Source organism: Streptomyces sp. NPDC008079 (assembly GCF_042957385.1).
Classification (GTDB): domain Bacteria; phylum Actinomycetota; class Actinomycetes; order Streptomycetales; family Streptomycetaceae; genus Actinacidiphila.
Genome location: NZ_JBIBIC010000019.1, coordinates 1 through 21,696, shown reverse-complemented (window position 1 = coordinate 21,696; position 21,696 = coordinate 1). Strand labels below are relative to the sequence as shown.

The window sequence follows — 21,696 nt, the reverse complement described above, 5'->3', positions numbered from 1 at the left end:
GGGCAGGGTACGGATCAGGGACGTACCAGGGTCGGGGCCGATGCCGGCCGCCCCCGTGAACCGTCACCATGGTCGTATGACGGACCAGCCACCCGAAGAGCCGAGCGACGAGCCGCGCGACCGGCCGAGTGCACCGCGCGCCAGCGCCGCCGACGGCAGCGACCTCGGCACCGGCGGCACCGGCGGCCCGGACGGCGACAGCGCCGCGCCCAAGCGGCGGCTGACCCGTGGCCGCGACCACAAAGTCCTCGCGGGCGTGTGCGACGGGGCGGGCCGCTACTTCGACATCGACCCGGTGATCTTCCGCGTGGTGCTGGCCGTCCTCTCCCTCACCGGCGGCATAGGTCTGATCATCTACGGCATGGGCTGGCTGGTCATCCCGCTGGAGGGCGAGCGGCAGAGCGAGGCGCAGCGGCTGCTGTCCGGCCGGATCGAGGGCGCGCCGCTGACCGCCGTGCTGATGGCGCTGGTCGGCTGCGGGCTGTACGCCTCGATGCTGGACAACGGCGACGACCAGGCGTTCTCACTGATCCTGCTGGCCGCGACGACCGGCGCCGTCTACTACTGGGCCCAGGTACGGCGTCGGCAGGCCGCGGGCGAGGCCGCCTCCCCGTCGGGCGCGGCGAGCGCGGTGGTGGACGCGCCGCCCGCCGTGCAGGCGCCGCCGGAGCCCGGCGGCTCCGCGTCCTGGTGGCGCGGCCCGCTGACCAAGGAGCCGTCGTATCTGTGGGGCCCGGACGACGGCCCCTACGGCGACGAGGACAAGGTCGCCTGGCGGGAGCGCAAGCGCGCGGCCCGCAAGAAGGAGAGCTCGTGGGTCTTCGGCCTGACCGTCTTCGTGCTGGTCGTGGCGGCGGGCGCGATCGGCACCGGGGCCGCGGCGCCGTACCAGTCCCCCGCCGTGAGCGTCGAGATCGGCCTGATCGCGGTGCTCGGCGTCTTCGGCCTGGCCTTCGTCGTCGCGTCGTTCGCCGGGCGGGCGCGCGGCGGCACCGTCTTCTTCACCCTGCTGACCCTCGCCGGGCTGATCGGCACCGCGTCGGTGCCGCACGACAACGCGGGGTGGCGCGACACCTGGAGGCCGATGACCGCCGCCGCCGTCCAGCCGACGTACGAACGCGGCAGCGGACAGGGCGTCCTCGACCTGACCGACCTGACGCTCGACGGCAGGACGGTCAACACACGGGTCGACCTGCGCGTCGGCGAAGTGCTGATCAGACTGCCCAAGGACGCGACCGTGCGCCTGACCTACCACGTCGCCGTCGGCGCCATCCGCCTGCCGGAGAAGGACCACGGCGGACTGAACGTCAACAGCGAAGGGGCCGTGCCGGTCGTCTTCGCCCCGCCCGCGGGCACCATGAACACCGGCACGGTCAACGTCCACGTGCGGATCGGCGCCGGTGACCTGCGGATCGAGCCCGCCACCGCCGGGACCGGCACGGGGACGGCCCCGCTCGCGCCGACCGCGCCCGCCGTACCCGGCGCGCGCCACGTGCCCGTACCCGGCGTGCCCGGCCCGCCCGCAGGACAGGTGAACCGATGAGAAGGCACCGCTTCGAACCCGCCGTCCTGGTCATGGGCCTGGTGCTGCTCTGGCTGACGGCGTGCTTCATCCTCGACGCCTGCCAGGTCTGGGACCTGCGGCCCGAGTACTCCGTCCCGCTCGTCGTCAGCGGTCTGGCCCTGACGGTGGCCACCGCGATCGTCACACAGGTCGTGAGGGCGGTACGGGGGCGCCGGAAGCGCCGCCGCGCGTAGCGGAGCCCGAGCCGTCGGCGGCGTGCGCGCCGGGCCCCGGCACCGCGCCGCCGCCCTTGCCGCGCCGCCGCGCGAGCAGCGCGTCCAGCGACAGATAGGGCGTGCCCGCGAGCACCAGCGGCAGCCAGGCCATCAGATACGCGAGGTCGTTGCCGTAGTAGTACGGCGTCGAGGACCAGCTCACCGTCAGCCACAGGCTGAGCGAGACCAGCGCGCCGCCGAGGGCGGCGACCCGGCCGAGGAGCCCGAACAGCGTGCCGAGCCCCGCCGCTGTCTCACCGAGCGCGATGGCGTAACCGAAGCCGTGCGGCGCCTTCAGCGCGAGGTCGATCATCGCGGGGATCGCCGCGGTGTCGTGGGCGCCGTGCAGGATCTGCACCAGCGAGCCGTTCGCGGAGTCGGTGAAGAAGGTGTCGCTGGTCAGCTTGTCGAGCCCGGCGTAGATGAACGTAACGCCGAGGAAGATCCGCAGCGGCAGCAGTGCGTAGCGACGGGCGGTGTCCCGCCGGACGTCGAGCCGTTCGAGCATCGTGTTCCGCCAATCCCGCCGCCCGTGCGTTCCCTGATGAGAACGATTCTGCCGGTACGGCGCCCTCGGGGGGACATACGTACGCCCGGCGGCTGTCACTCAAGGCGGCGGGCGGAAACCGTGGGACCCGCAGAAAGACCCGCACGTCTCTGGCAGTACGCGGCCCCGCCCCCGATACTCAGGCATCGCACGGACCCGACGGGTGGAGGTATCCGAGTTGCCGTACGACCTGACGATCTACCTGGCCCACCGCGACGACTACGCGGACTTCCTCACCGCGACCGACGAGGAGGCGTCCGTCGTCTGGCACCGCAGGCAGGGCGACCACACCGACAGGGCCGACCTCCTGGAGCGTACGGAGGCCGCGTACGGCAGGACCCAGGCCGCCCTCAATGTGCTGGACATCGAGGGCGGCGGCCCGCTCACCGAGGCGAAGGCCCTGGTCGGCCGCATCCGGTCCTTCTACGACATGGACGAGATCCCGGACAGCGCGTGGGAGGAGTACAAGGCGGCCAGGAGCCGCTACGTCACCGCGGCCCGCGAGAGCCTGGCGGCGCACTGACCGCGCGTCACTCCCACTCGATGGTGCCCGGCGGCTTGCTCGTCACGTCGAGCACCACGCGGTTGACGTCGGCCACCTCGTTGGTGATCCGGGTGGAGATCTTCGCCAGCACCTCGTACGGCAGCCGCGACCAGTCCGCGGTCATGGCGTCCTCGGAGGAGACCGGGCGCAGCACGATCGGGTGGCCGTAGGTGCGGCCGTCGCCCTGGACGCCGACGGAGCGGACGTCGGCGAGCAGCACCACCGGGCACTGCCAGATGTCGCGGTCGAGCCCGGCCGCGGTCAGCTCCTCGCGGGCGATGGCGTCGGCCTCGCGCAGCAGGTCGAGCCGGTCGCGGGTGACCTCGCCGACGATCCGGATGCCGAGCCCGGGGCCGGGGAACGGCTGCCGCTGCACGATCTCCTCGGGCAGGCCCAGCTCCTGGCCGACCATCCGCACCTCGTCCTTGAACAGCTTGCGCAGCGGCTCGACGAGCGTGAACTGGAGGTCTTCGGGCAGGCCGCCGACATTGTGGTGCGACTTGATGTTCGCGGTGCCGGTGCCGCCGCCGGACTCGACCACGTCCGGGTAGAGGGTGCCCTGGACCAGGAACTCCACCGGCTCGTCGCCGGGGGCCTCGGCGACGATCTCCGCCTGCGCCTGCTCGAAGACCCGGATGAACTCCCGGCCGATGATCTTCCGCTTCTGCTCCGGGTCGCTGACCCCGGCGAGCGCGTCCAGGAAGCGGTCGGTGGCGTCCACGACCTTGAGCTGGACGCCGGTCGCGGCCACGAAGTCCTTCTCGACCTGCTCGGTCTCGCCCTTGCGCATCAGACCGTGGTCGACGTACACGCAGGTGAGCCGGTCACCGATGGCCTTCTGGACGAGGGCGGCGGCGACCGCGGAGTCCACGCCGCCGGACAGCCCGCAGATGGCCCGGCTGCTGCCGACCTGCTCGCGGATCAGCGCGATCTGCTCGTCCACGACATTGACGGTCGTCCACGTCGGCGCGAGGCCCGCGCCGCGGTAGAGGAAGTGCTCCAGGATCTGCTGGCCGTGCGTGGAGTGCAGCACCTCGGGGTGGTACTGGACGCCGTACAGCCGCTTCTCGTCGTTCTCGAACGCGGCGACCGGCACCACGTCGGTGGACGCCGTCACGGCGAAGCCCTCGGGCGCGGCCGAGCAGGCGTCGCCGTGCGACATCCACACCGACTGCTCGGCGGGGGTGCCCTCGAAGAGGGTGGAGCCGGGCTTGGAGACGGCCAGCGCGGTGCGGCCGTACTCCCGCGCCCCGGTGTTGTCGACGGTCCCGCCGAGCGCCGTCGCCATGAGCTGGAAGCCGTAGCACATGCCGAAGACGGGGACGCCCGCCGTGAAGATCGCCGGGTCCAGGGTGGGGGCGCCCGGCTCGTAGACCGAGGACGGGCCGCCGGACAGGATGATCGCGCTCGGCCGCTTCGCCAGCATCTCGCTCACCGGCGTCGTGGAGGGCACGATCTCGCTGTACACCCGGGCCTCACGGACCCGGCGCGCGATCAGTTGCGCGTACTGCGCACCGAAGTCCACGACCAGGACCAGGTCCGGTGTATCCGGTGTGCCCGACGAGGGGGCGGGGGCGACTGGCGTTACCACGGTGTGCCTTCCGGCGGTTCCAACGGGGATAGGACCCGATTCTACCGGGGCGGCGGACTCCCTCCTTCCCCCGGCTTGCCCCGCGGGAGGCGAGGGGGGCACACTGACGCCATGCACACGCGCAGCGTCACGTTTACCTATGGCACCGGCTGGTCCGGCTGCCATGGTCGCGTCGCGTGAGCTGACGAGCGACTTCCCAGGCGCCCCGGGCCGGACGGCCCGGGGCGCCTGTCGTTTCGCTCCCCCGGGACCCGAGGCCCGCGGCGCCGCCCGCCCCTCCCGAGGAGAGCAGACATGACGACCCCGACCCCGACACCTACCTCCGTCCCGGCCCCCATTCCGGCCCCGGCCCTCGCGACCGCGACCGCGGGCACCGAGAGCGTCCCGGACGCCCCGGACACCCACGGCGTCCCGGAGTCCGCGGACGCGGTCATCGCGCGCAAGCGGCGGCGGATCGACGATCTCGACACCCGGATCATCGGCCTGGTCAGGGAACGGATGACCGAGTCGGCCGACATCCAGCGCGCCCGCATGACGTCCGGCGGTCGCCGGGTGAGCCTGAACCGCGAGATGGAGGTGCTGACGCACTACAGCGCGGAGTTGGGGAGGCCGGGCACGTCACTGGCGATGACGCTGCTGGAACTGTGCCGCGGCAAGGTGTGAGCGGCGCGGCCGGAGCGGCCCGCGAGGCGTGACGTTTCGCCCTTTCGAGCGGCATCACCCGTACGGCACGTGACCGGCCCGCGATGGCTTCGTTGGAGGTGGTGTCCGTGCCATCCAGGGGCGGTAACCCAACACCACGCGTGGAACTGGACACCGCCTAGACGCAGCTAGGCGGGGTGTGACCGATGCGATGAGGCGACCGCAGGTGTGCGGTCGCCGTGGGACCTCGTGTCGGTGCTATGTGACCGGACGGCAGGGGACAGCAGCCCGGTCACGACTCAAAGAGGCGGTCGGCTCCGGGGACGCTTGGATCCGGCCGCTCTGCGAGAACCCACATTACTCATGTACGGCTCCCGGCACGGACTTCCCGTCCACGATCGGGTGACACAGCGCGTGCCCGTGCGCACGGGTACGCGTCGGCGCGCGCGGACGCGTCACCCGAACGCGTCAGTCACCGCACTCAGTTCAGGCAGTTCAGCCGGTTCAGCCAGTTCAGCCGGTTCAGGCAGTTCAGCCGCGTCACTCTGCCGCGGACCTGGGCGGCACCGCGGGGACCGGCAGCATCGGAAGCCGCAGCGCGCCGAAGGCTCCCTCCGGCACCACCGGGGCGGCGGGCCGTACCGCGGCGATCCTGCGGTAGCCCTCGCCCTGGGCCGGACGCGGGTCCGCCTCGCCCTTGTTGGGCCACAGCGACATCGCGCGCTCCGCCTGCGCGGTGATCGTCAGCGACGGATTGACGCCGAGATTCGCCGAGACGGCCGAACCGTCGACCACATGGATGCCCGGGTGCCCGTAGAGCCGGTGGTACGGGTCGATGACGCCGTGGTCCGCGTCCTCGCCGATCGGGCAGCCGCCCAGGAAGTGCGCGGTCATGGGGCGTTCGGTGGCCTCGCCGACGTTGCTGCCCGCGAAGCCGTTGATCTCCTCGGCTATCAACTCCGCGGCCCGCGCGCCCTCCGGGATGTGCGTCGGGTTGGGAGCGCCGTGGCCCTGACGGGCCGTCAGCAACCCTTTGCCCAGGCCCTTGGCCTTGCGGTAGGTGGTCAGCGAATTGTCGCTGGTCTGCATGACCAGGCCGATGATCGTCCGCTCCGACCAGTGGAAGTTGGACAGCGAGCGGAGGCCGACCGCCGGGTGGCGCAGGTAGTTGACGGCGAATTCGGCCCAGCGCGGCACCTTCCCGCCGTACGGCGCCGCCATGATCGACAGATTCCCCATCGCGTTGGAGCCCTTGCCGTAGCGGACCGGCTCGATGTGGGTGTGGTCGTTGGGGTGCACGGACGAGGTGATCGCGACGCCCTTGGTGAAGTCCAGTGCGCGGTCCGGGTGCCGCTTGCGGTAGCGGCGGGTGGAGGTCTGCGCGCCCACCAGCGCCTCGGAGTTGGTACGGGTCAGCTCGCCGAGCTTCGCCGAGATGCCGGGCAGCCGGCCGCCGTCGCGCATCGCGTGCAGCAGCGTCTGCGTCCCGTACGTGCCCGCCGCGACCACGACCTGACGGGCCCTCAGCACCGCCCGCTCGCCCTTCTTGCGCTGGTCGGTGGGGACGGCGGTGACACGGTAGCCGCCCTCGGGGTCCTCGGTGAGGTCGGTGACGGTGGTCATCGGGTGGATGACGGCGCCCGCCCGCTCGGCGAGGTGCAGATAGTTCTCCGTGAGGGTGTTCTTCGCGCCGTGCCGGCAGCCGGTCATGCACTCGCCGCACTCGGTGCAGGCCCGCCGCGCGGGGCCGGTTCCGCCGAAGTACGGGTCGGGCACCTCGCCGCCGGGCGCCGCCTTCGACGCGCCGCCCGCGTCCTGGCCGTCGCCGAAGAACACCCCGACCGGCGCGAGGTGGAAGCTGTCGCCGACGCCCATCCGCTCGGCCGCCGCCTTCAGATGCTCGTCCGAGGGGGTGAGCGTGGGGTTGGTGCGCACCCCGAGCATCCGCTGGGCCTGGTCGTAGTACGGCGCCAACTCCTGCTGCCAGTCGGTGATCGCGCCCCACTGCCGGTCCTCGAAGAACGCCTTCGGGGGCACGTACAGGGTGTTGGCGTAGTTCAGCGAGCCGCCGCCGACGCCCGCGCCCGCCAGCACCAGGACGTTGCCGAGGACGTGGATGCGCTGGATGCCGTAGAGGCCGAGCGCGGGCGCCCACAGGTAGTTGCGGACGTCCCAGGAGTTCTTCGGCAGTTCGTCGCGGGCGAAGCGGCGGCCGGCCTCCAGCACGCCGACCCGGTAGCCCTTCTCGGTCAGCCGCAGCGCGGAGACGGAGCCGCCGAAGCCGGAGCCGATGACGACGACGTCGTAGTCGTAGCCGTCTTCCTGTGACACGTGATCCTCCGTGCGTGGGTGCGGGACTCGTCCGGTCCGGCCGGGTCGGCGGGCAGGGCGTGGGCGGGGCGCGGGCGGCGGGCGAGGGCCGGGCAGCGCGCGGGCGGGCGGGGGTCAGCGCATCCGCAGGGCCTTCATCGCCTTCAGCGAGACGGTGAGGAACTTCGCGTACGTCTCGTCGGTCATGCCGAGCGAGGGCGCCATCGGCAGAAGGCGCTGGGTGGCGACGGTCTGGGCCTCGGTGTGCTTGAGGATGCCCTCGGAGCCGTGCCTGCGGCCGAGCCCGGAGTCCTTCATGCCGCCCATCGGCGCTCGGACGCTGCCGTACGCGGCGGCGTACGCCTCGTTGATGTTGACCGTGCCGGAGCGCAGCCGGGCCGCGATCCGCGCGCCGCGCCGGGTGTCCTTGGTCCACACACTGGCGTTGAGGCCGTAGTCGGTGTCGTTGGCGCGCTCGATCGCCTCCTCCTCGTCGCGGAAGCGGTAGACGGACACGACGGGGCCGAAGGTCTCCTGCGCGCAGACGGCCATCGGGGCCTCGACGCCGTCCAGGATCGTCGGCTCGTAGACGTACGGGCCGATGTCGGGGCGGGCCCGGCCGCCGGCCACCACCGTGGCGCCCTTCTCGCGGGCCTCCTCGACGTGCCGGACGACGGTCTCCAACTGCCGTTCCCCGGCCAGCGATCCCATGCCCGCGCCGTACGCGAGGGCCGTGCCGAGCCTGATCGCCTTCGTGCGCGCGGCGAACTTCTCCAGGAACGCGTCGGCGACCGACTCGTCCACCAGCAACCGCTCGACGGAGACGCAGAGTTGACCGGCGGAGGCGAAGCAGGCGCGGACGGCGCCGTCGGCGGCCTTGTCGAGGTCGGCGTCGCGCAGCACCAACAGGGGGTTCTTGCCGCCGAGTTCGAGGGAGGCGCCGATCAGCCGGGCGGCGGCGCGCTGGGCCACGTCGCGGCCGGTGCGCGTCGAGCCGGTGAAGGACACGTAGTCGGCGTGCTCGACCAGGGCCGGGCCGACGACCGGGCCCTCGCCGATCACGATCTGCCACACGTCGGCGGGCAGCCCCGCCTCGACCAACTGCTCGCGCGCCCACAGCGCGGTCAGCGCGGTCTCGGTGTCCGGCTTCATCACCAGGGCGTTGCCCGCCACGAGTCCGGGCAGCGCGTCGCCGACGGACAGCTCCAGCGGGTAGTTCCAGGGCGCGATCTGGCCGACGACCCCGCGCGGCTGCCGCAGCTCCACGGCCTTGGTCAGCGTCGGGATGGCGCCGGTGTGCCGCTTGGGCTTCAGGTACGCGGGGGCCTTGCGGCCGTAGTGCCGGGCCGCCATCGCGACCACCTGCACCTCTTCGTGCGCGTGCATGCGCGCCTTGCCGGTCTCCACCTGGATCAGGTCGAGCACCTCGGCCTGCCGGGCGAGCACCAGGTCGTGGAAGCGGAGCAGGACCGCGGCGCGCTGCCGTACGGGGGTGGCGGCCCACGCCTTCTGCGCCGTGCGGGCGCGCGCGAACGCCTCCGCGACCTCCTCGGGCGTGGTCTCCGGCAGGTCGGCGAGCTTGTCGCCGGTCAGCGGGGTGTGGCTGGCGGTACGGCCTCCCCCTGCTTGCCAGCGGGGGGACCCCCAGCCGATGACGTCGCGGGTGAGGCGGGCGACCAGATCGGGGGTGACGACGTCCTTCGGGCCGCGCGCCGTGGTGGGCGCGACCGGGTTTCCGTCGGTGGGGCCGTCGGTGGGGCGGCCGTCTGCGGGGGGCGTGCTGCGCTCCAGCGAATCCGTCATGCCGGTGAGATTACGACCGTCCGGCACCGATTGGATACCCGTGAGTAAGTATTTTCCTCGTGATCCGTGCAACTAAGCCAGCAATCGGTGGCGTCATACGGATCTTCGCAGGTCACGAGGGTTGCCCGGAGGGGCAGTGGCGGCAGGTGCCGGGCGCCCTCGGGGCGCGTACGTGTCGGTGGAACATCAGTGCGGACGGAAGGCGGCGCGCGCCGCGTCGAAGGTGTCCCGCGCCCGCTCGACCTGCTCGATCGGCGCCGACAGCCACATGTCGTACATCCGGCCGCCCTCCGTCCAGCACAGGTCGAACGTCCGGCGCGCGCCGTTGCCGTCCGCGAAACCGTCGTACGTGAACTGCCACAGCGCGGCGGGCCGCCCGCGCTGCGTGGTCTCGGTGATCACGCCGTCCCGGTACCCGGGATAGACACTGCCCGCGCGGGGACCGGCCAGATCCTGGTCGCGCAGCACCGCGTACGGGCCGCGCGGGTCGGGCGACTGCTCGCGCTCGCCGAAGCGGAAGGCGCGGTCGGGCGACCAGTAGTACACCCGCAGGACGCCGCTGCTGTCGCGCTGCGCGTCGCGTACGTATCCGGCGGGCAGCGCCAGCGAGAAGCCGGTCGGATCGGTGACGCGCTCGTACCCGGCCGGGAGGGCCGGGGTCGTCGGCGGGGGTGTCGTCGGGCTCGGCGTCGTGGGCGGCGTCGTGGGCGGCGGGGTCGTGCCCGTCACCGGCGCCGTGCTCGGCGGGGGCGACGCGGCGCGGGCGCCGCCGTCGTCGTGCCGGACGACCAGCACCGCGGCCAGCGCGCCGCCGCCGACCGCGAGGGCCGCCACGCTCACGGCGGCGGCGAGGACACGGCGCCTGCGGCCCTTCGGGCGGGGGGTCGCCCGCCGCTCGGGCTCCGCGTCACGCGGGGGTTCGGCCGCCGGGACCACCGGTACGTGCTGGGCGGGCGGCGGCTCACCGGTCTCCGCGTACGCCGTCAGCAGCGTCTGCGCCCGCGCCGCGCCCATCCGGCGGCCCGGGTCCCGGTCGAGCAGCGCCGTGACCACCGGCAGCAGCGGCTCCGCCGCCTCGGGCGTCCTGATCGTGTCGATCGCGACCGCGTGCACGATCTCGCCTATCGACTCGCGGTGGAACGGGGACTCGCCGTCCACCGCCGCGCACAGCAGCGCGCCGAGCGACCACAGGTCGGACTCCGGGCCCGCCGCACGGCCCGACATCCGCTCGGGCGAGGTGTACTCCGGCGACCCCACGAAGGACCCGGTCTCGCTGATCGTCGCGCTGCCCGCGACCCGGGCGATTCCGAAGTCCGTCAGCACGACGCGTCCGGTGCCGCGCTCGATCAGCACGTTCGCCGGTTTCACGTCACGGTGCTGGACCTCGCTCGCGTGCGCCGCCCGCAGCGCGCCCGCCACGGCCGCGCCGATCCGCGCCGCCTCCCGCGGTTCCAGGGGGCCGTCCTGTGCCAGCACGTCCGCCAGCGAACGGCCGTCCACCAGCTCCATCACGATCCACGGGCGGCCGTCCTGCTCCAGCACGTCGTACACGACGATCACATGCGGGTGCCTGATCCTGGCCACGCTGCGCGCTTCGCGCAGTGCCCGGTCCTGGCCGCCCTCGGGCAGGTGCAGCTCCTTGACCGCCACCGGTCGGTGCAGCAGCTCGTCCTCCGCCCGCCACACCGTCCCCATCCCCCCGCGGCCGAGCCGCCCCGTGATGCGGTACCTCCCCGCCACCACATCCCGAGGCTCCGCCTCCGCCGTCCACCCCCCGTCACTCCCCATACCCCCCAGGCTATCCACCCTCCCCACCCCGGCCCACCCTCCAGGGCCCCCGCCCCGAACGGCCCCTCCCCGCAGGGCGTGTTCCTCAGGGGCGCGGGGAACTGCGCGACCAGCCCCCACCGGGCCCGCGGCCCGAAAACAACCGAACCGCCCCACCGGGGCCGGTGGTGACCAGCGGAAGCGTCGTGGCTTGTCGCGCAGTTCCCCGCGCCCCTTAAAAGATCGGCTCACCGTCCCGGGCGGAAGAGGTGGGCCCCGTTAGGGGCGCGGGGAACTGCGCGAGCAACCCACCACCGGCCGATGGGGGCGGACCCCACCGCGGAAGGTGAACGGGCAGGGGCGCAGGCCCCTGGTGAACGGGCCGGGGCGGCGAGCCCTTGGCGTGGGGCGGGCGTCAGCTCGCCGCGTAGGTTTCGACGGCTTTGTCGAAGGCACGCTGGACATCGGCGCGCCGAGCGTCCGGCCCGCTGACGACGACGACGTGGTACGAGCCGTCGATGATGACCGCGAGATTGAGGGCGTAGATCTGCGTGTCGTTGGCGTCGCGGTAGCTGTACTCGCCCTCGGCGGCACTGTGCCCGCGCAGGTCGAGCGTGTGGAGACCGGAGGCGGCGGACCAGGAGGAGCCGCGGAAGGCGGCCAGTTCGGGCTCTTCGAGCTGGTAGGCGAGCGGATCGCTGCCGTGGTCGGAGACCTTGTCACGGCCGGGCACGACGGTGAGCTGGAGGTCGCTGCCGGAGTAACGGACCTGCCCCTGACCGTTCTTGCCGGAGCGCTGCCACCCGGTGTGGACGGCGACGGTGAACCCGGCGGAATCGGTCCGCATGACGAAGTCGCTGCCGAGGTCCGGCGGCGGCACCGCCGTACTCGGCGGCGGGGCCGGCTTCGTGGTGGCCGGCTTCGTCGTCGGCGCCGCGGTCGTACGAGTGGGCGTCGGCGTCGGCTTCTTGCCGCCGCTGTGCCCGCCCGGCACCTCGGCCGGGACCGTACGGTCGCCGCCCTTGGCCCCGTTGTCCGACGTGTCGCCGTTGCCGGGCATGGCGAGCACCGCGTACGCGACGACGGCCGCGAGCACCACCAGGACCGCGATCAGCAGCCGCACGCCCAGCTTGCGCGGTGCCTCGTCGCCGCCGCGCGGGGGCTTGCGGTAGACGACCTCCTGCTCCTGGTGGATCTGCTCCTGCCGCATCTCGCTGCGCCGCGCCTGCTCGCGCTTGGCCTTGGTGACCCTGGCCTGCTTGCCGCGGGCGTGCCTGCGGTGCTGAATCCCGGCGACGTCGGCCTCGGCGGCGGCCTTGCGGCGCCGCCGCCGTACCAACTCGCCCTTGCGGCGCACGATCGGCAATTTGGCCGGATCCGTCGGCACCTGGACCATGTCGAGGCCGAGATCCGGCTCGGGCGCGGAGCGGATCAGCGACCGCAGCCAGCCGCCCAACTCCTCGGCCTCCGGCCGCTCCTCGGGGTCGGGCCGGAGCAGCGACTCGACGATCGGCCGCAGCGCGCCGCACTCCTCGGCGAAGGCGGGCGGCTCGGCGCACACCATCTGCACCAGTTCGGCGGCGCTCTCCTCGGGGAACGGCGGATGCCCCTGCACGGTACGGAAGAGCAGCGAGCCGAGCGCCCACAGGTCGGCGGCCGGGCCGACCGGCGGCGACAGCCGCCAGTTCTCGTGCACCTCGTGCGCCTGCTCCGGCGCCCAGCGCTCGGTGACGGCGCCGATGACGGTGATCCGGTTCTGCCGGGCCCGCTCCTGTTCGAGCGCGGACTCGGGGCCGTGCCACGACTGGTCCTCACCCGCGCCCGACAGGCCGCCGCCCGCGAGGACCTGGATGTGCTGCGGCACGGGGTCGTAGCCGCACAGCGCCTCCTGGGCGGCGCCCGCGGCGAGCCCGGCGAGCATCGCCCGGCCGTCGTCGCAGACCAGCACGGTGCTCGCGGTCACATTGCGGTGCGTCCAGCCGTACGCGTGCACGGCACGCAGCGCGGTGAGCACGTCGGAGGCGACCTCGGCGGCGCGATAGGCGTCCAGCGGCCGGTCGGCGAGTAACGCGGCGAGCGGCCGGGCGGACACCAGTTCGCTCGCGATCCAGAGACTGCCGCCCTCGATGAAGATGTCGAAGACCTGGACCAGGCGGGGGTGGTCGGGTATCGCCGCCGCCGCGCGGGCGGCCTCGAGGGCGCGCCGGGCGCTGTCGCTCAGCGCGTCCTGGTCGCCGTAGCCCCGGTCGTCGCCCGGGTCCTCGGCCGTGACGACCTCGGGCAGCAGCACCTGCCGGACCAGGACCTCCTGGCCGCTGTAGGTGTCGAAGGCGCGCGTCTCGACCAGTTCGAACTCGTCGGCGGGCGGCCGGGGCAGCCGGTACCGGTCGGCGAGCACGCGGCCCGCGTATTCGTCCACGACGCCCCCTCTCCGGCCCTTCCCGACCCGATGCCATCCGTGCGGGAACCCTCGCCCGCACCCCACCTTGTACCCGAAGCGGTCCGATCCGAACGGAATCCGGCTGCGGACAGTCCACGGCTACTCACAATACGTGCTGCGGAAGGCTCACTTGGCCGGTTTGAAGGTAGCGAAGAAGGTCGTGAGGGCCTTGGTGCTGGTATCGCTGGTCCACGCGTCGGCCGGAGTCGTGAACATGATGGCGTACCCGTGCTTCGGGTCCGTCACCATGCCGCGATTCAGGACGTGTACCTGCTTACCCTTCACGTCCCGCTTGTACTCCCAGTCGGCCGCGTCGTACGAGCGGTACTGCGTCTGGGCCACCTTGAGTTCCTGGTAGCCGGGCATGCCGTTCCGGCCGGACTTGGCGGTCTTCGCCGCGTTCTGCCAGTCCTTGAGCGCGCTCGGCCCCGGCGAATGCGTCCAGTCCACGAGCAACTCGCTGCCGTCCGAGCCCCGGAACTTCGAGCCGCTGCCGTACCCGTTGTCCCCCACGCGCTTCCAGCCGTTGGGCAGGGCTATCGAGAAGCCCTCGGAGTCGTCGTAGCGGTAGAAGCCCGCCGGTACGGCGTCCGAGCCGCCGGTGGCCGGCGGGGACGAGGCGGGGGTGGTCGGCGCGGAGGCCGAACCGCCCGGCGACGACGGCGACTTGCTGTCGTCCGTGCCGCCCTTGCTGTCGTCGTCGTTCTTCGCGCCGGTCGACGCGGACGCGGAGGCCGAGGCCCCGCCCTTCGGCTTCGACGCCGATCCGTTCCCGCCGTCGCCGCCACCGGAGTTGGCGAGCGCTATGCCGATCACCGTGCCCAGCAGGACGATCACGATCGCCGCGGCCACGATGACCATCGTGCGGCGCGGTACGACGTCGGTGAGCGACGCGCGCGGCGGGGCGGGCGGCGGGACGTGGCCGCCCGGCTCAGGGGCGGCGGCCGACGTCGCGGGCTTCGCGGGGATCTTGGCGGCGGCGGCCTTGCGGACCGAGCGCAGCGCGTCGCGGACCCGGGCCTGGTCGGCGGCGGCTTCGCCTCCGGCGGTGGGGGTCCCCCCGCCGGAGGCAGCGGGAGCGTCGGTCGGGGTGGGCTGCGGGTCCACGTTCAGCACGACGGTACGGGCGTCGGAGGTGGGCGGCGCGACCGGGCGTTCGGGGGCGTGCGCGACGGTGGACAGCAGGGCGTACGCGGCGTCGTGGTCGAGGCGTTGGGCCGGGTCCTTGACCAGCAGGCCCTTGATCGCCTCGGCGAGCGGCCCGGCGTTGGTCATCGTCCCGACCGGCTCGGTCATCACGGCGGTCAGGGTGGCGATGGCCGACCCCTTGTCGTAGGGCGGGCGGCCCTCGACCGAGGCGTAGAGCAGCGCGCCGAGCGACCACAGGTCGGCGGGCGGGCCCGGCTTCTGGCCGCGCGCGCGTTCCGGCGAGATGTACGAGGGGGCGCCGACGAGCATGCCGGTGGAGGTGACGGACGGGTCGCCGTCGATCTGGGCGATGCCGAAGTCGCTGAGGACCACGCGCCCGGCGCCGCGGCCCGCGGGGTCCGAACCGCGGTCGGCGAGCAGGACGTTGGAGGGTTTCACGTCGCGGTGCAGGATGCCGGCGTTGTGGGCGGCCTTGAGGACGTCGAGTATGACGAGGCCGACCTCGGCGGCGCGCTTGGGCGTGAGCGGGCCGTCCTCACGGATCGCGTCGGACAGCGAGCGGCCCTCGACCAGCTCCATGACGATCCACGGCCGGTCGTCCTCCTTGACCACGTCGAAGACGGTGATCGCGCCGGTGTTGCGAATCCGCGCGGTGGCCTTGGCCTCGCGCAGGGTCCTGGTGACCAGGCGCTGCTTCTCGTCCTCGTCGACGTTGCCGGGGAAACGCAGCTCCTTGACCGCGACGGTACGGCCCAGCGTCTCGTCGACGGCGCGCCACACCGTGCCCATGCCGCCTTTGCCGAGGACTTCGCCGAGGCGGTACCGGTCGGCGAGCACGCGTCCGTCGGTACTTTCGACCTCGCTCATGGGATCCCTCTGGAGTGCTGGACGTGTAAACACCCATCATCCCCGAACGGGGGACGCGGAAGCGAACCCGGCTTATGGGTTCGATAGCCGGAAACCGGCCACAGCGTTCGTGAACACCGGTCGGTAGGTGTCCCATTCGGCGTCCGGAGCCGACAGGTAGACCGCGTACTCACGACCACCCGGCTTGCCGAATCCGAGGTCGATCGCATGGAACTTGCGGACCGAGCCCTGGAAGGTGAACTCCCACAGCGCGGCGGGCATCCCCAACTGCACGGTGCGGATCATCCGTTCACGGTGGTACTCGTCAACCTGCTCCTGGGTCTGCGGCTCCAGAGTCAGCCAGTGCTCGTACGGGTCGTCGCTGCCGAAGTCCAGCGAGCTGATCTTCAGGCCGATCTTGCCGGTCGGGTCGATGAAGTCGACCTCGTCGCCGTCGTTCTTGACCTGCCGCGTCCAGCCGTCGGGCACCGGCACCGCGTAACCGTGGTCGGACTCCGTGACCAGGTGGTAGCCGTCGGGGACCGGCGGGGGCGGCGCCGTGGTGCTCGGCGTGGGACCGGCCGAGGACGTGGTGCCGGTGGGCGGTGTGCTGACCGCGGTGGTGGGGCCGGGGCTCGCGTCCGTACCGGAGCCGCCGTTGTGGATGACGGCGAAGGCGGTGCCCGCGGCCACGAGGGCGAGGACGGCGACGCCCGCGATCCACGCTCCGGTACGGCGGCGCGGCCGTTCGGGGCGGTGCGCGCCGGAGTGCGGGCCGGTGTCGGGGCCTGAACCGCCCGCGCCCGTACCGAAACCGGCGGCCGTTCCCGTACCGGTTCCCGTGGAGTAGGGCGGAGGGGGCCCGAAGGAGTCGGCGTACGGAGGGGAGTGCGCGCCGCCGGGGGGCGGGGCGCCGGGGGGCGGGGCGCCGGGCACCTGGGTCACGGTGGCGGTCCGGCCGTCGCCCGCGGAGTAGGTGAACCGGTCGGTGTCGACCTGCCCGGTGTCGGGTTCTGCCAGCGGAATCCGCAGCAGCCGCTCGGTCTCGGCCGCGGACAGCCGCTCGGCCGGTTCCTTGGCGAGCAGCCCGGCGATCACCTGGGTCAGCGCGCCCGCGTTGGCGGCCGGCAGCACCGGCTCCTCGGCGATGGCGTACGCGGTCTCGATCGCGGTCGGCCGCCGGAAGGGCGACTCGCCCTGGACGGCCTGGTAGAGGGTGGCGCCCAGCGCCCACAGGTCGGCCTCGGGTCCCGGCAGGGCGCCCCTGATCCGCTCGGGCGACAGGAAGTCGATGGAGCCGATGAGTTCGCCGGTCCGGGTGAGGGTGGAGGTGCCGGACGCCTGGGCGATGCCGAAGTCGGTGAGGACCACGCGCCCGCTGCCGTAGCCCTGTTCCGCGGAAGCGCCCTCGACGGGCGCGCCGCCCTCGACGCCGAGCAGGACGTTGCCCGGCTTGACGTCGCGGTGCAGCACTCCGGCGCGGTGCGCGGCCCGCAGCGCGGCGACCATGCCGCGGCCGATCCTGGCGACTTCGGCGACCGGCAGCGGTCCGTGCTTCTTGAGCTGTTCGCCGAGCGTGACCGACGGGACGTACTCCATGACGATGGACGGCAGTCCCTCGTCGTCCACGACGTCGTGCACGACCACCACGTTGGGGTGGCTGATCCGGGCGGCGGCGCGCGCCTCGCGGCGGGTGCGTTCGAAGAGGGTGGCCAACTCGTCGTCGTGCATGTGCGGCTGGGGCGGGTGCAGCTTCTTCACCGCGACCTGCCGGCCGAGGAGTTCGTCCTCGGCCCGCCACACGGTGCCCATGCCGCCCCGGCCGATGCGTTCGAGCAGCCGGTACCGGCCCGCGACCAACCGCCCCTCGTCGGCCTGTCCCGTCATCTCGCGCCCTTCCGCCCGCTCCCCCGACGCGCGCCGCGTCTCCCCCGAGACGCACCGTGCCTAGAGGGGAACGATATCGGGCGCGCCCAGCCTGGCCGCATCCGCGGTCAGATCATCGGGCTGGAGCTGCGACTCGCGCTCGGCCTCCACGCGCTTCTCGTAGTAGGCCACTTCCTTGTCGATCTGGTCCTTGTCCCAGCCCAGGACGGGTGCCATCAACTCGGCGGCCTCGCGGGCGCTGCGGGTGCCGCGGTCGAAGGTCTCGATCGAGATCCGGGTCCTGCGGGCGAGCACGTCGTCCAGGTGGCGGGCGCTCTCGTACATCGCCGCGTAGACGATCTCGGCCCGCAGGTAGTCGTCGGCCGAGGTCAGCGGGGCGCCCAGCGACGGGTCCTCGGCGATCAGCGCGAGCACCTCCTCGGCGAGCGAGCCGTACCGGTTGAGCAGGTGCTCCACCCGGGCGACGTGCAGTCCGGTGCGGGCGGCGGTGCGGGCGCGGGCGTTCCACAGCGCGTGGTAGCCCTCGGCGCCGACCAGCGGCACATCCTCCGTGCAGCACTCGGCCACCCGGTGGTCCAGGCCGTGCACGGCCTCGTCGACCGCGTCCTTGGCCATCACGCGGTACGTCGTGTACTTGCCGCCCGCGACCACCACGAGTCCCGGCACCGGGTGCGCCACGGTGTGCTCGCGCGAGAGCTTGCTGGTGGCGTCCGACTCCCCGGCCAGCAGCGGACGCAGGCCCGCGTAGACGCCCTGGACGTCGTCCCTGGTCAGCGGGGTGGACAGCACCGAGTTGACGTGTTCGAGCAGGTAGTCGATGTCGGCGCTGGACGCCGCCGGGTGGGCCTTGTCCAGGTCCCAGTCGGTGTCGGTGGTGCCGATGATCCAGTGCCTGCCCCAGGGGATGACGAAGAGCACGCTCTTCTCGGTCCGCAGGATGAGCCCGGTGGTGGAGTGGATCCGGTCCTTGGGGACCACCAGGTGGATGCCCTTGGACGCGCGGACGTGGAACTGGCCGCGCTCGCCGATCAGCGCCTGCGTGTCGTCGGTCCACACCCCGGTGGCGTTGACGATCTGCTTGGCGCGGATCTCGTACTCGCCGCCCTGCTCGCCGTCCTGCACCCGCGCGCCGACGACGCGCTCGCCCTCGCGGAGGAAGCCGATCACCCGCGCCTGGTTGGCGACCTGCGCGCCGTAGGAGGCGGCGGTACGCACCAGGGTGGTGACGAAGCGCGCGTCGTCGACCTGCGCGTCGTAGTACTGGAGCGCGCCGACCAGCGCGTCCTTGCGCAGCGCGGGCGCGACCTGGAGGGCGTGCTTACGGGTGAGGTGGCGGTGCACCGGCAGGCCGCGGCCGTGCGCGGAGGAGACCGACATGGTGTCGTACAGCGCGACGCCGGAGCCCGCGTAGAGCCGCTCCCACGCCTTGTGCTGCAAGGGGTAGAGGAACGGGACCGGCCGCACCAGGTGCGGGGCGAGGCGTTCCAGGAGCAGGCCGCGCTCCTTGAGGGCCTCGCGGACCAGCGCGAAGTCCAGCATCTCCAGGTAGCGCAGGCCGCCGTGGATCAGCTTGCTCGACCGGCTCGACGTGCCGGACGCCCAGTCGCGGGCCTCGACCAGACCGGTGGACAGGCCACGGGTGACGGCGTCCAGCGCTGTTCCCGCGCCGACCACCCCGCCGCCCACGACCAGCAGGTCCAGCTCGTGCTCGGCCATCCGGGCCAGTGCCCCGGCCCGCTCGGCGGGGCCCAGTGTTGACGTACGCATCCGTGTGCCTCCCATGGTGGCGGCGCTCTCGCGTGCCGCCGCGGTGGATAGCCCTCCACTCGATAGTGACCGCCACCGCCGCGAGCGGCCACCCTTGACCCGCCGTCGAGGGGGGTGCCGGGGCGCGCCCGCGGTGCGGCGAGGCGGTGAACGCCCTGCGGGCAGGGCGTCCGGGCCGTCCCTCTCCTACCCGGCGATCCCGTGCCTCTTCTGCCCGTAACCCGGATGACTGCACGGCGCGCCGTGCAGTCATATCAGTCATTTGTCTGGTTAGCCTGATTTAAAGCCATCCGTGGAGCCATCCGTGGAGTCCCCGTGGTGGTCGCAAGGGAGAGGACTGAACCGCATGCCCGCAGACCTCGCAGTGCTCGGACTCGGCCGCACCGGACTTCCCCTCGCCCAGGCGGCGACCGCCGCGGGCGTCGGCGTCATCGGCTACGAACCCGACCCGGCCGCCGCGGCCGACATCAACGCGGGCCGCGTACCGCCGGGCACGCTCGCCGCCGCCGACCTGCGCCGGATGCTCGCGGGCGGCTTCCGCGCGACCGCGGACCCGGCGGTGCTCGGCCGGGTCAGGACCGCCGTGATCTGCGCGCCCACCCCGCTCGGCGAGGACCGCGCCCTGGACCTGACGGCGGTGTCCGCCGCCGCCCGCGCGCTCGCCGGGCACCTGCGCCCGCACACCACCGTCGTCCTGGAGTCGGCGGTCTACCCCGGCACCACCGAGGGGTTCCTGCGCCCGCTGCTGGAGGCCGACGGGCTGCGCGCGGGCCGGGACTTCCACCTCGCCTACTCCCCCAGCCGCCTCGACCCCGGCAACCGGGACTTCCACCTCGCCAACACCCCCAAGGTGATCGGCGGTTGCACCCCCGCCTGCACCGAGGCCGCCGCCGCCTTCTACGGCCGCTTCACCGAACGCATCGTGCGCGCCCGCGGCCCCCGCGAGGCCGAGGCGGTCAATCTGCTGGAGACCAACTACCGGCACGTCAACATCGCCTTCGCCAACGAGATGGCGGTCTTCTGCCACGACCTCGGCGTCGACCTGTGGGACGTGATCCGCTGCGCCGAGACCAAGCCGTTCGGCTTCCAGGCGTTCCGACCGGGACCCGGCGTCGGCGGCCCGGCCGCCGCCCTCGACCCCAACGCCGTCCCGCTCTTCGCCGCCATGCCCGCCCAGGGCCAGGTCCGCATGCTCGGCCACCCGCTGCGGATGGTCGAACTGGCCCAGGAGGTCAACTCCCGCATGCCGCGCTACGTCGTCCAGCGCGCCGCCGCGCTGCTCAACGAGCACGGCAAGTCCCTGCGCGGTGCCCGCGTCCTGCTGCTCGGCGTCACCTACAAGGCCGACCTGGCCTCCCAGGAGGGCGCCCCCGCCCGCGAGATCGGCACCCGGCTCATCGAACTCGGCGCGCAGCTGTGCTACCACGACCCCTACGTACCGCAGTGGCGCGTTCTCGACCGTCCGGTGCCGCGCGCCGACTCCCTGTGGGAGGCCGCCTCCGAGGCCGATCTGACGGTGCTGCTCCAGCACCACCGCACGTACGACCTCCAGGGTCTGGCGGTCAAGGCGCAACTCCTGCTGGACACAAGGGGGGCGACGCCCGCGGGCGCGGCGGCGCGGCTGTAGCGGCCCGCCGCGGCGGGGTTCCCGATCCGCGTGTAGTGGTCATGTAACGACCGGAAGAACAACTTGTCCGATTGTCACCCCCTGCTGCTAGATTTCGGCGTCCATCGTCGAATGCCGTATCCCGGGGGACCCCATGAGCGCCAACTACCCGCCGCCGCAGCAGCCGCAGCAGCCCGGTGGCCAGAATCCGTACGGACCGCCGCCGGGCGCCGGATACGGCTACCCGCAGCAGCCCCAGGCCCCGTACGGCCAGCAGCCCCAGGCGCCCTACGGTCAGCAGCCCCAGCAGCAGTGGGGCGCGCCGCCCGCGCCCGGCGCCTTCAACCCGGCCGCCTACCCGCCGCCGGCGCCGGTCGCCCGCCGCGACAACCCCGGACTCGGCTTCCTGGTCGGCCTGCTGGCCGCGATCGTCGCCGCGCTCGCGTACGGCGGCATCCTGCGCGCGCTGTCCAGCGACGACGGCAGCACCCACGAATTCCGGCTGATGGCGATCGGCGTCGGCGCGCTCGTCGGCCTCGCCGTCGGCAAGGCCGGCGGACGCAACCCGGCCCTGCCGTTCGTGGCCGTCCTGCTCGCGCTGTTCGCGGTCGTCTTCGGCGAACTCTTCGGCGGCGCCCTGGTGATCAGCCACTACGTGTCGGGCCAGGGCGGCTCGATGCCGGTCACCGACATCTTCTTCCACCACTTCGGCGACCTGCTCGACTCGTGGAAGCAGGACTTCAGCTTCATGCGCTTCCTCTTCCTCGCCGTCGCCGCGTTCATCTCCTTCGGCGTCGCGAAGCACGCGGGCGACAACTGACGACAACCGCCCCGGCGCGGTGACGCGTACCGCGCCGTGACGCGACGAGGGGCCGTACCGCCTGCGCGGTACGGCCCCTCGTGCGTTCTCCGGCGTGTGCGGTCTAGGTGTATTGATCACGAGCGTTGTTGACATGTGCCGGTGCTTGATCATGGCGAAGACCTCCGGTGTGGTGGAGCTGTCTAGGACTGCACCGCA

Annotated in this window: 14 protein-coding genes and 1 pseudogene; 6 read left to right on the top strand and 9 right to left on the bottom strand. The window is 72.8% G+C overall.

Annotation, left to right across the window (positions count from 1 at the left end; all coding sequences use genetic code 11):
* Positions 1–76 precede the first annotated feature (76 nt).
* On the top strand, positions 77–1,543 hold the full coding sequence (locus ACFZAM_RS29925; RefSeq protein WP_391050458.1) for a PspC domain-containing protein: 1,467 nt from the start codon (positions 77–79) through the stop codon (positions 1,541–1,543).
* Positions 1,540–1,758, top strand: coding sequence for a hypothetical protein (locus ACFZAM_RS29920; protein ID WP_391050457.1), 219 nt, complete (start codon positions 1,540–1,542; stop codon positions 1,756–1,758). Before ACFZAM_RS29925 ends, ACFZAM_RS29920 begins: the two co-directional genes overlap by 4 nt.
* Before the next feature lie 46 nt (positions 1,759–1,804).
* Here the strand turns inward: ACFZAM_RS29920 and ACFZAM_RS29915 are convergent.
* Positions 1,805–2,287: pseudogene (locus ACFZAM_RS29915) on the bottom strand (DoxX family protein); the annotation flags it as partial.
* A 202-nt stretch (positions 2,288–2,489) separates the two neighbouring features.
* Between ACFZAM_RS29915 and ACFZAM_RS29910 the strand changes: the two are divergent.
* Positions 2,490–2,849 carry a hypothetical protein gene (locus tag ACFZAM_RS29910; RefSeq protein WP_355336816.1) on the top strand — a complete coding sequence of 120 codons (360 nt, stop codon included), beginning with the start codon at positions 2,490–2,492 and terminating at the stop codon, positions 2,847–2,849.
* Positions 2,850–2,856: 7 nt separating this feature from the next.
* Here ACFZAM_RS29910 and guaA read toward each other — a convergent pair whose 3' ends face one another.
* The gene (guaA, locus tag ACFZAM_RS29905; RefSeq protein WP_355336815.1) at positions 2,857–4,461 is read right to left on the bottom strand and encodes a glutamine-hydrolyzing GMP synthase; all 1,605 of its coding nucleotides are present in this window, start codon (positions 4,459–4,461) and stop codon (positions 2,857–2,859) included.
* A gap of 294 nt (positions 4,462–4,755) precedes the next feature.
* Here guaA and ACFZAM_RS29900 point away from each other — a divergent pair, with 294 nt between their 5' ends.
* Positions 4,756–5,124 carry a chorismate mutase gene (locus ACFZAM_RS29900; protein ID WP_391050456.1) on the top strand — a complete coding sequence of 123 codons (369 nt, stop codon included), beginning with the start codon at positions 4,756–4,758 and terminating at the stop codon, positions 5,122–5,124.
* A 519-nt stretch (positions 5,125–5,643) separates the two neighbouring features.
* Here ACFZAM_RS29900 and ACFZAM_RS29895 read toward each other — a convergent pair.
* The 7 genes from ACFZAM_RS29895 to ACFZAM_RS29865 all read right to left on the bottom strand — a co-directional run bounded on the left by ACFZAM_RS29895 (position 5,644) and on the right by ACFZAM_RS29865 (position 19,072).
* Positions 5,644–7,434 (bottom strand): GMC family oxidoreductase N-terminal domain-containing protein, encoded by a 1,791-nt coding sequence (locus ACFZAM_RS29895; protein ID WP_391050455.1) that lies wholly within the window; start codon positions 7,432–7,434, stop codon positions 5,644–5,646.
* 114 nt (positions 7,435–7,548) lie between these two features.
* Positions 7,549–9,216 carry a succinic semialdehyde dehydrogenase gene (locus ACFZAM_RS29890; RefSeq protein ID WP_355336812.1) on the bottom strand — a complete coding sequence of 556 codons (1,668 nt, stop codon included), beginning with the start codon at positions 9,214–9,216 and terminating at the stop codon, positions 7,549–7,551.
* A gap of 186 nt (positions 9,217–9,402) precedes the next feature.
* Positions 9,403–11,004 (bottom strand): protein kinase, encoded by a 1,602-nt coding sequence (locus ACFZAM_RS29885; protein ID WP_391050454.1) that lies wholly within the window; start codon positions 11,002–11,004, stop codon positions 9,403–9,405.
* Between the two features lie 394 nt (positions 11,005–11,398).
* Positions 11,399–13,402 carry a protein tyrosine kinase gene (locus ACFZAM_RS29880; protein WP_355336806.1) on the bottom strand — a complete coding sequence of 668 codons (2,004 nt, stop codon included), beginning with the start codon at positions 13,400–13,402 and terminating at the stop codon, positions 11,399–11,401.
* Positions 13,403–13,549: 147 nt separating this feature from the next.
* Positions 13,550–15,439 carry a protein kinase gene (locus tag ACFZAM_RS29875; protein ID WP_391050453.1) on the bottom strand — a complete coding sequence of 630 codons (1,890 nt, stop codon included), beginning with the start codon at positions 15,437–15,439 and terminating at the stop codon, positions 13,550–13,552.
* A 72-nt stretch (positions 15,440–15,511) separates the two neighbouring features.
* Positions 15,512–17,305 (bottom strand): protein kinase, encoded by a 1,794-nt coding sequence (locus tag ACFZAM_RS29870; RefSeq protein WP_391050452.1) that lies wholly within the window; start codon positions 17,303–17,305, stop codon positions 15,512–15,514.
* A 60-nt stretch (positions 17,306–17,365) separates the two neighbouring features.
* Positions 17,366–19,072, bottom strand: a complete 1,707-nt coding sequence (locus ACFZAM_RS29865; RefSeq protein WP_188281981.1) for a glycerol-3-phosphate dehydrogenase/oxidase — start codon at positions 19,070–19,072, stop codon at positions 17,366–17,368.
* 346 nt (positions 19,073–19,418) lie between these two features.
* On the opposite strand from ACFZAM_RS29865, the gene ACFZAM_RS29860 reads away from it, so the two are divergent.
* Positions 19,419–20,699, top strand: coding sequence for a nucleotide sugar dehydrogenase (locus tag ACFZAM_RS29860; protein WP_355336803.1), 1,281 nt, complete (start codon positions 19,419–19,421; stop codon positions 20,697–20,699).
* Between the two features lie 133 nt (positions 20,700–20,832).
* Positions 20,833–21,498, top strand: a complete 666-nt coding sequence (locus ACFZAM_RS29855; RefSeq protein WP_391050451.1) for a hypothetical protein — start codon at positions 20,833–20,835, stop codon at positions 21,496–21,498.
* The last annotated feature ends 198 nt before the right edge of the window (positions 21,499–21,696 follow it).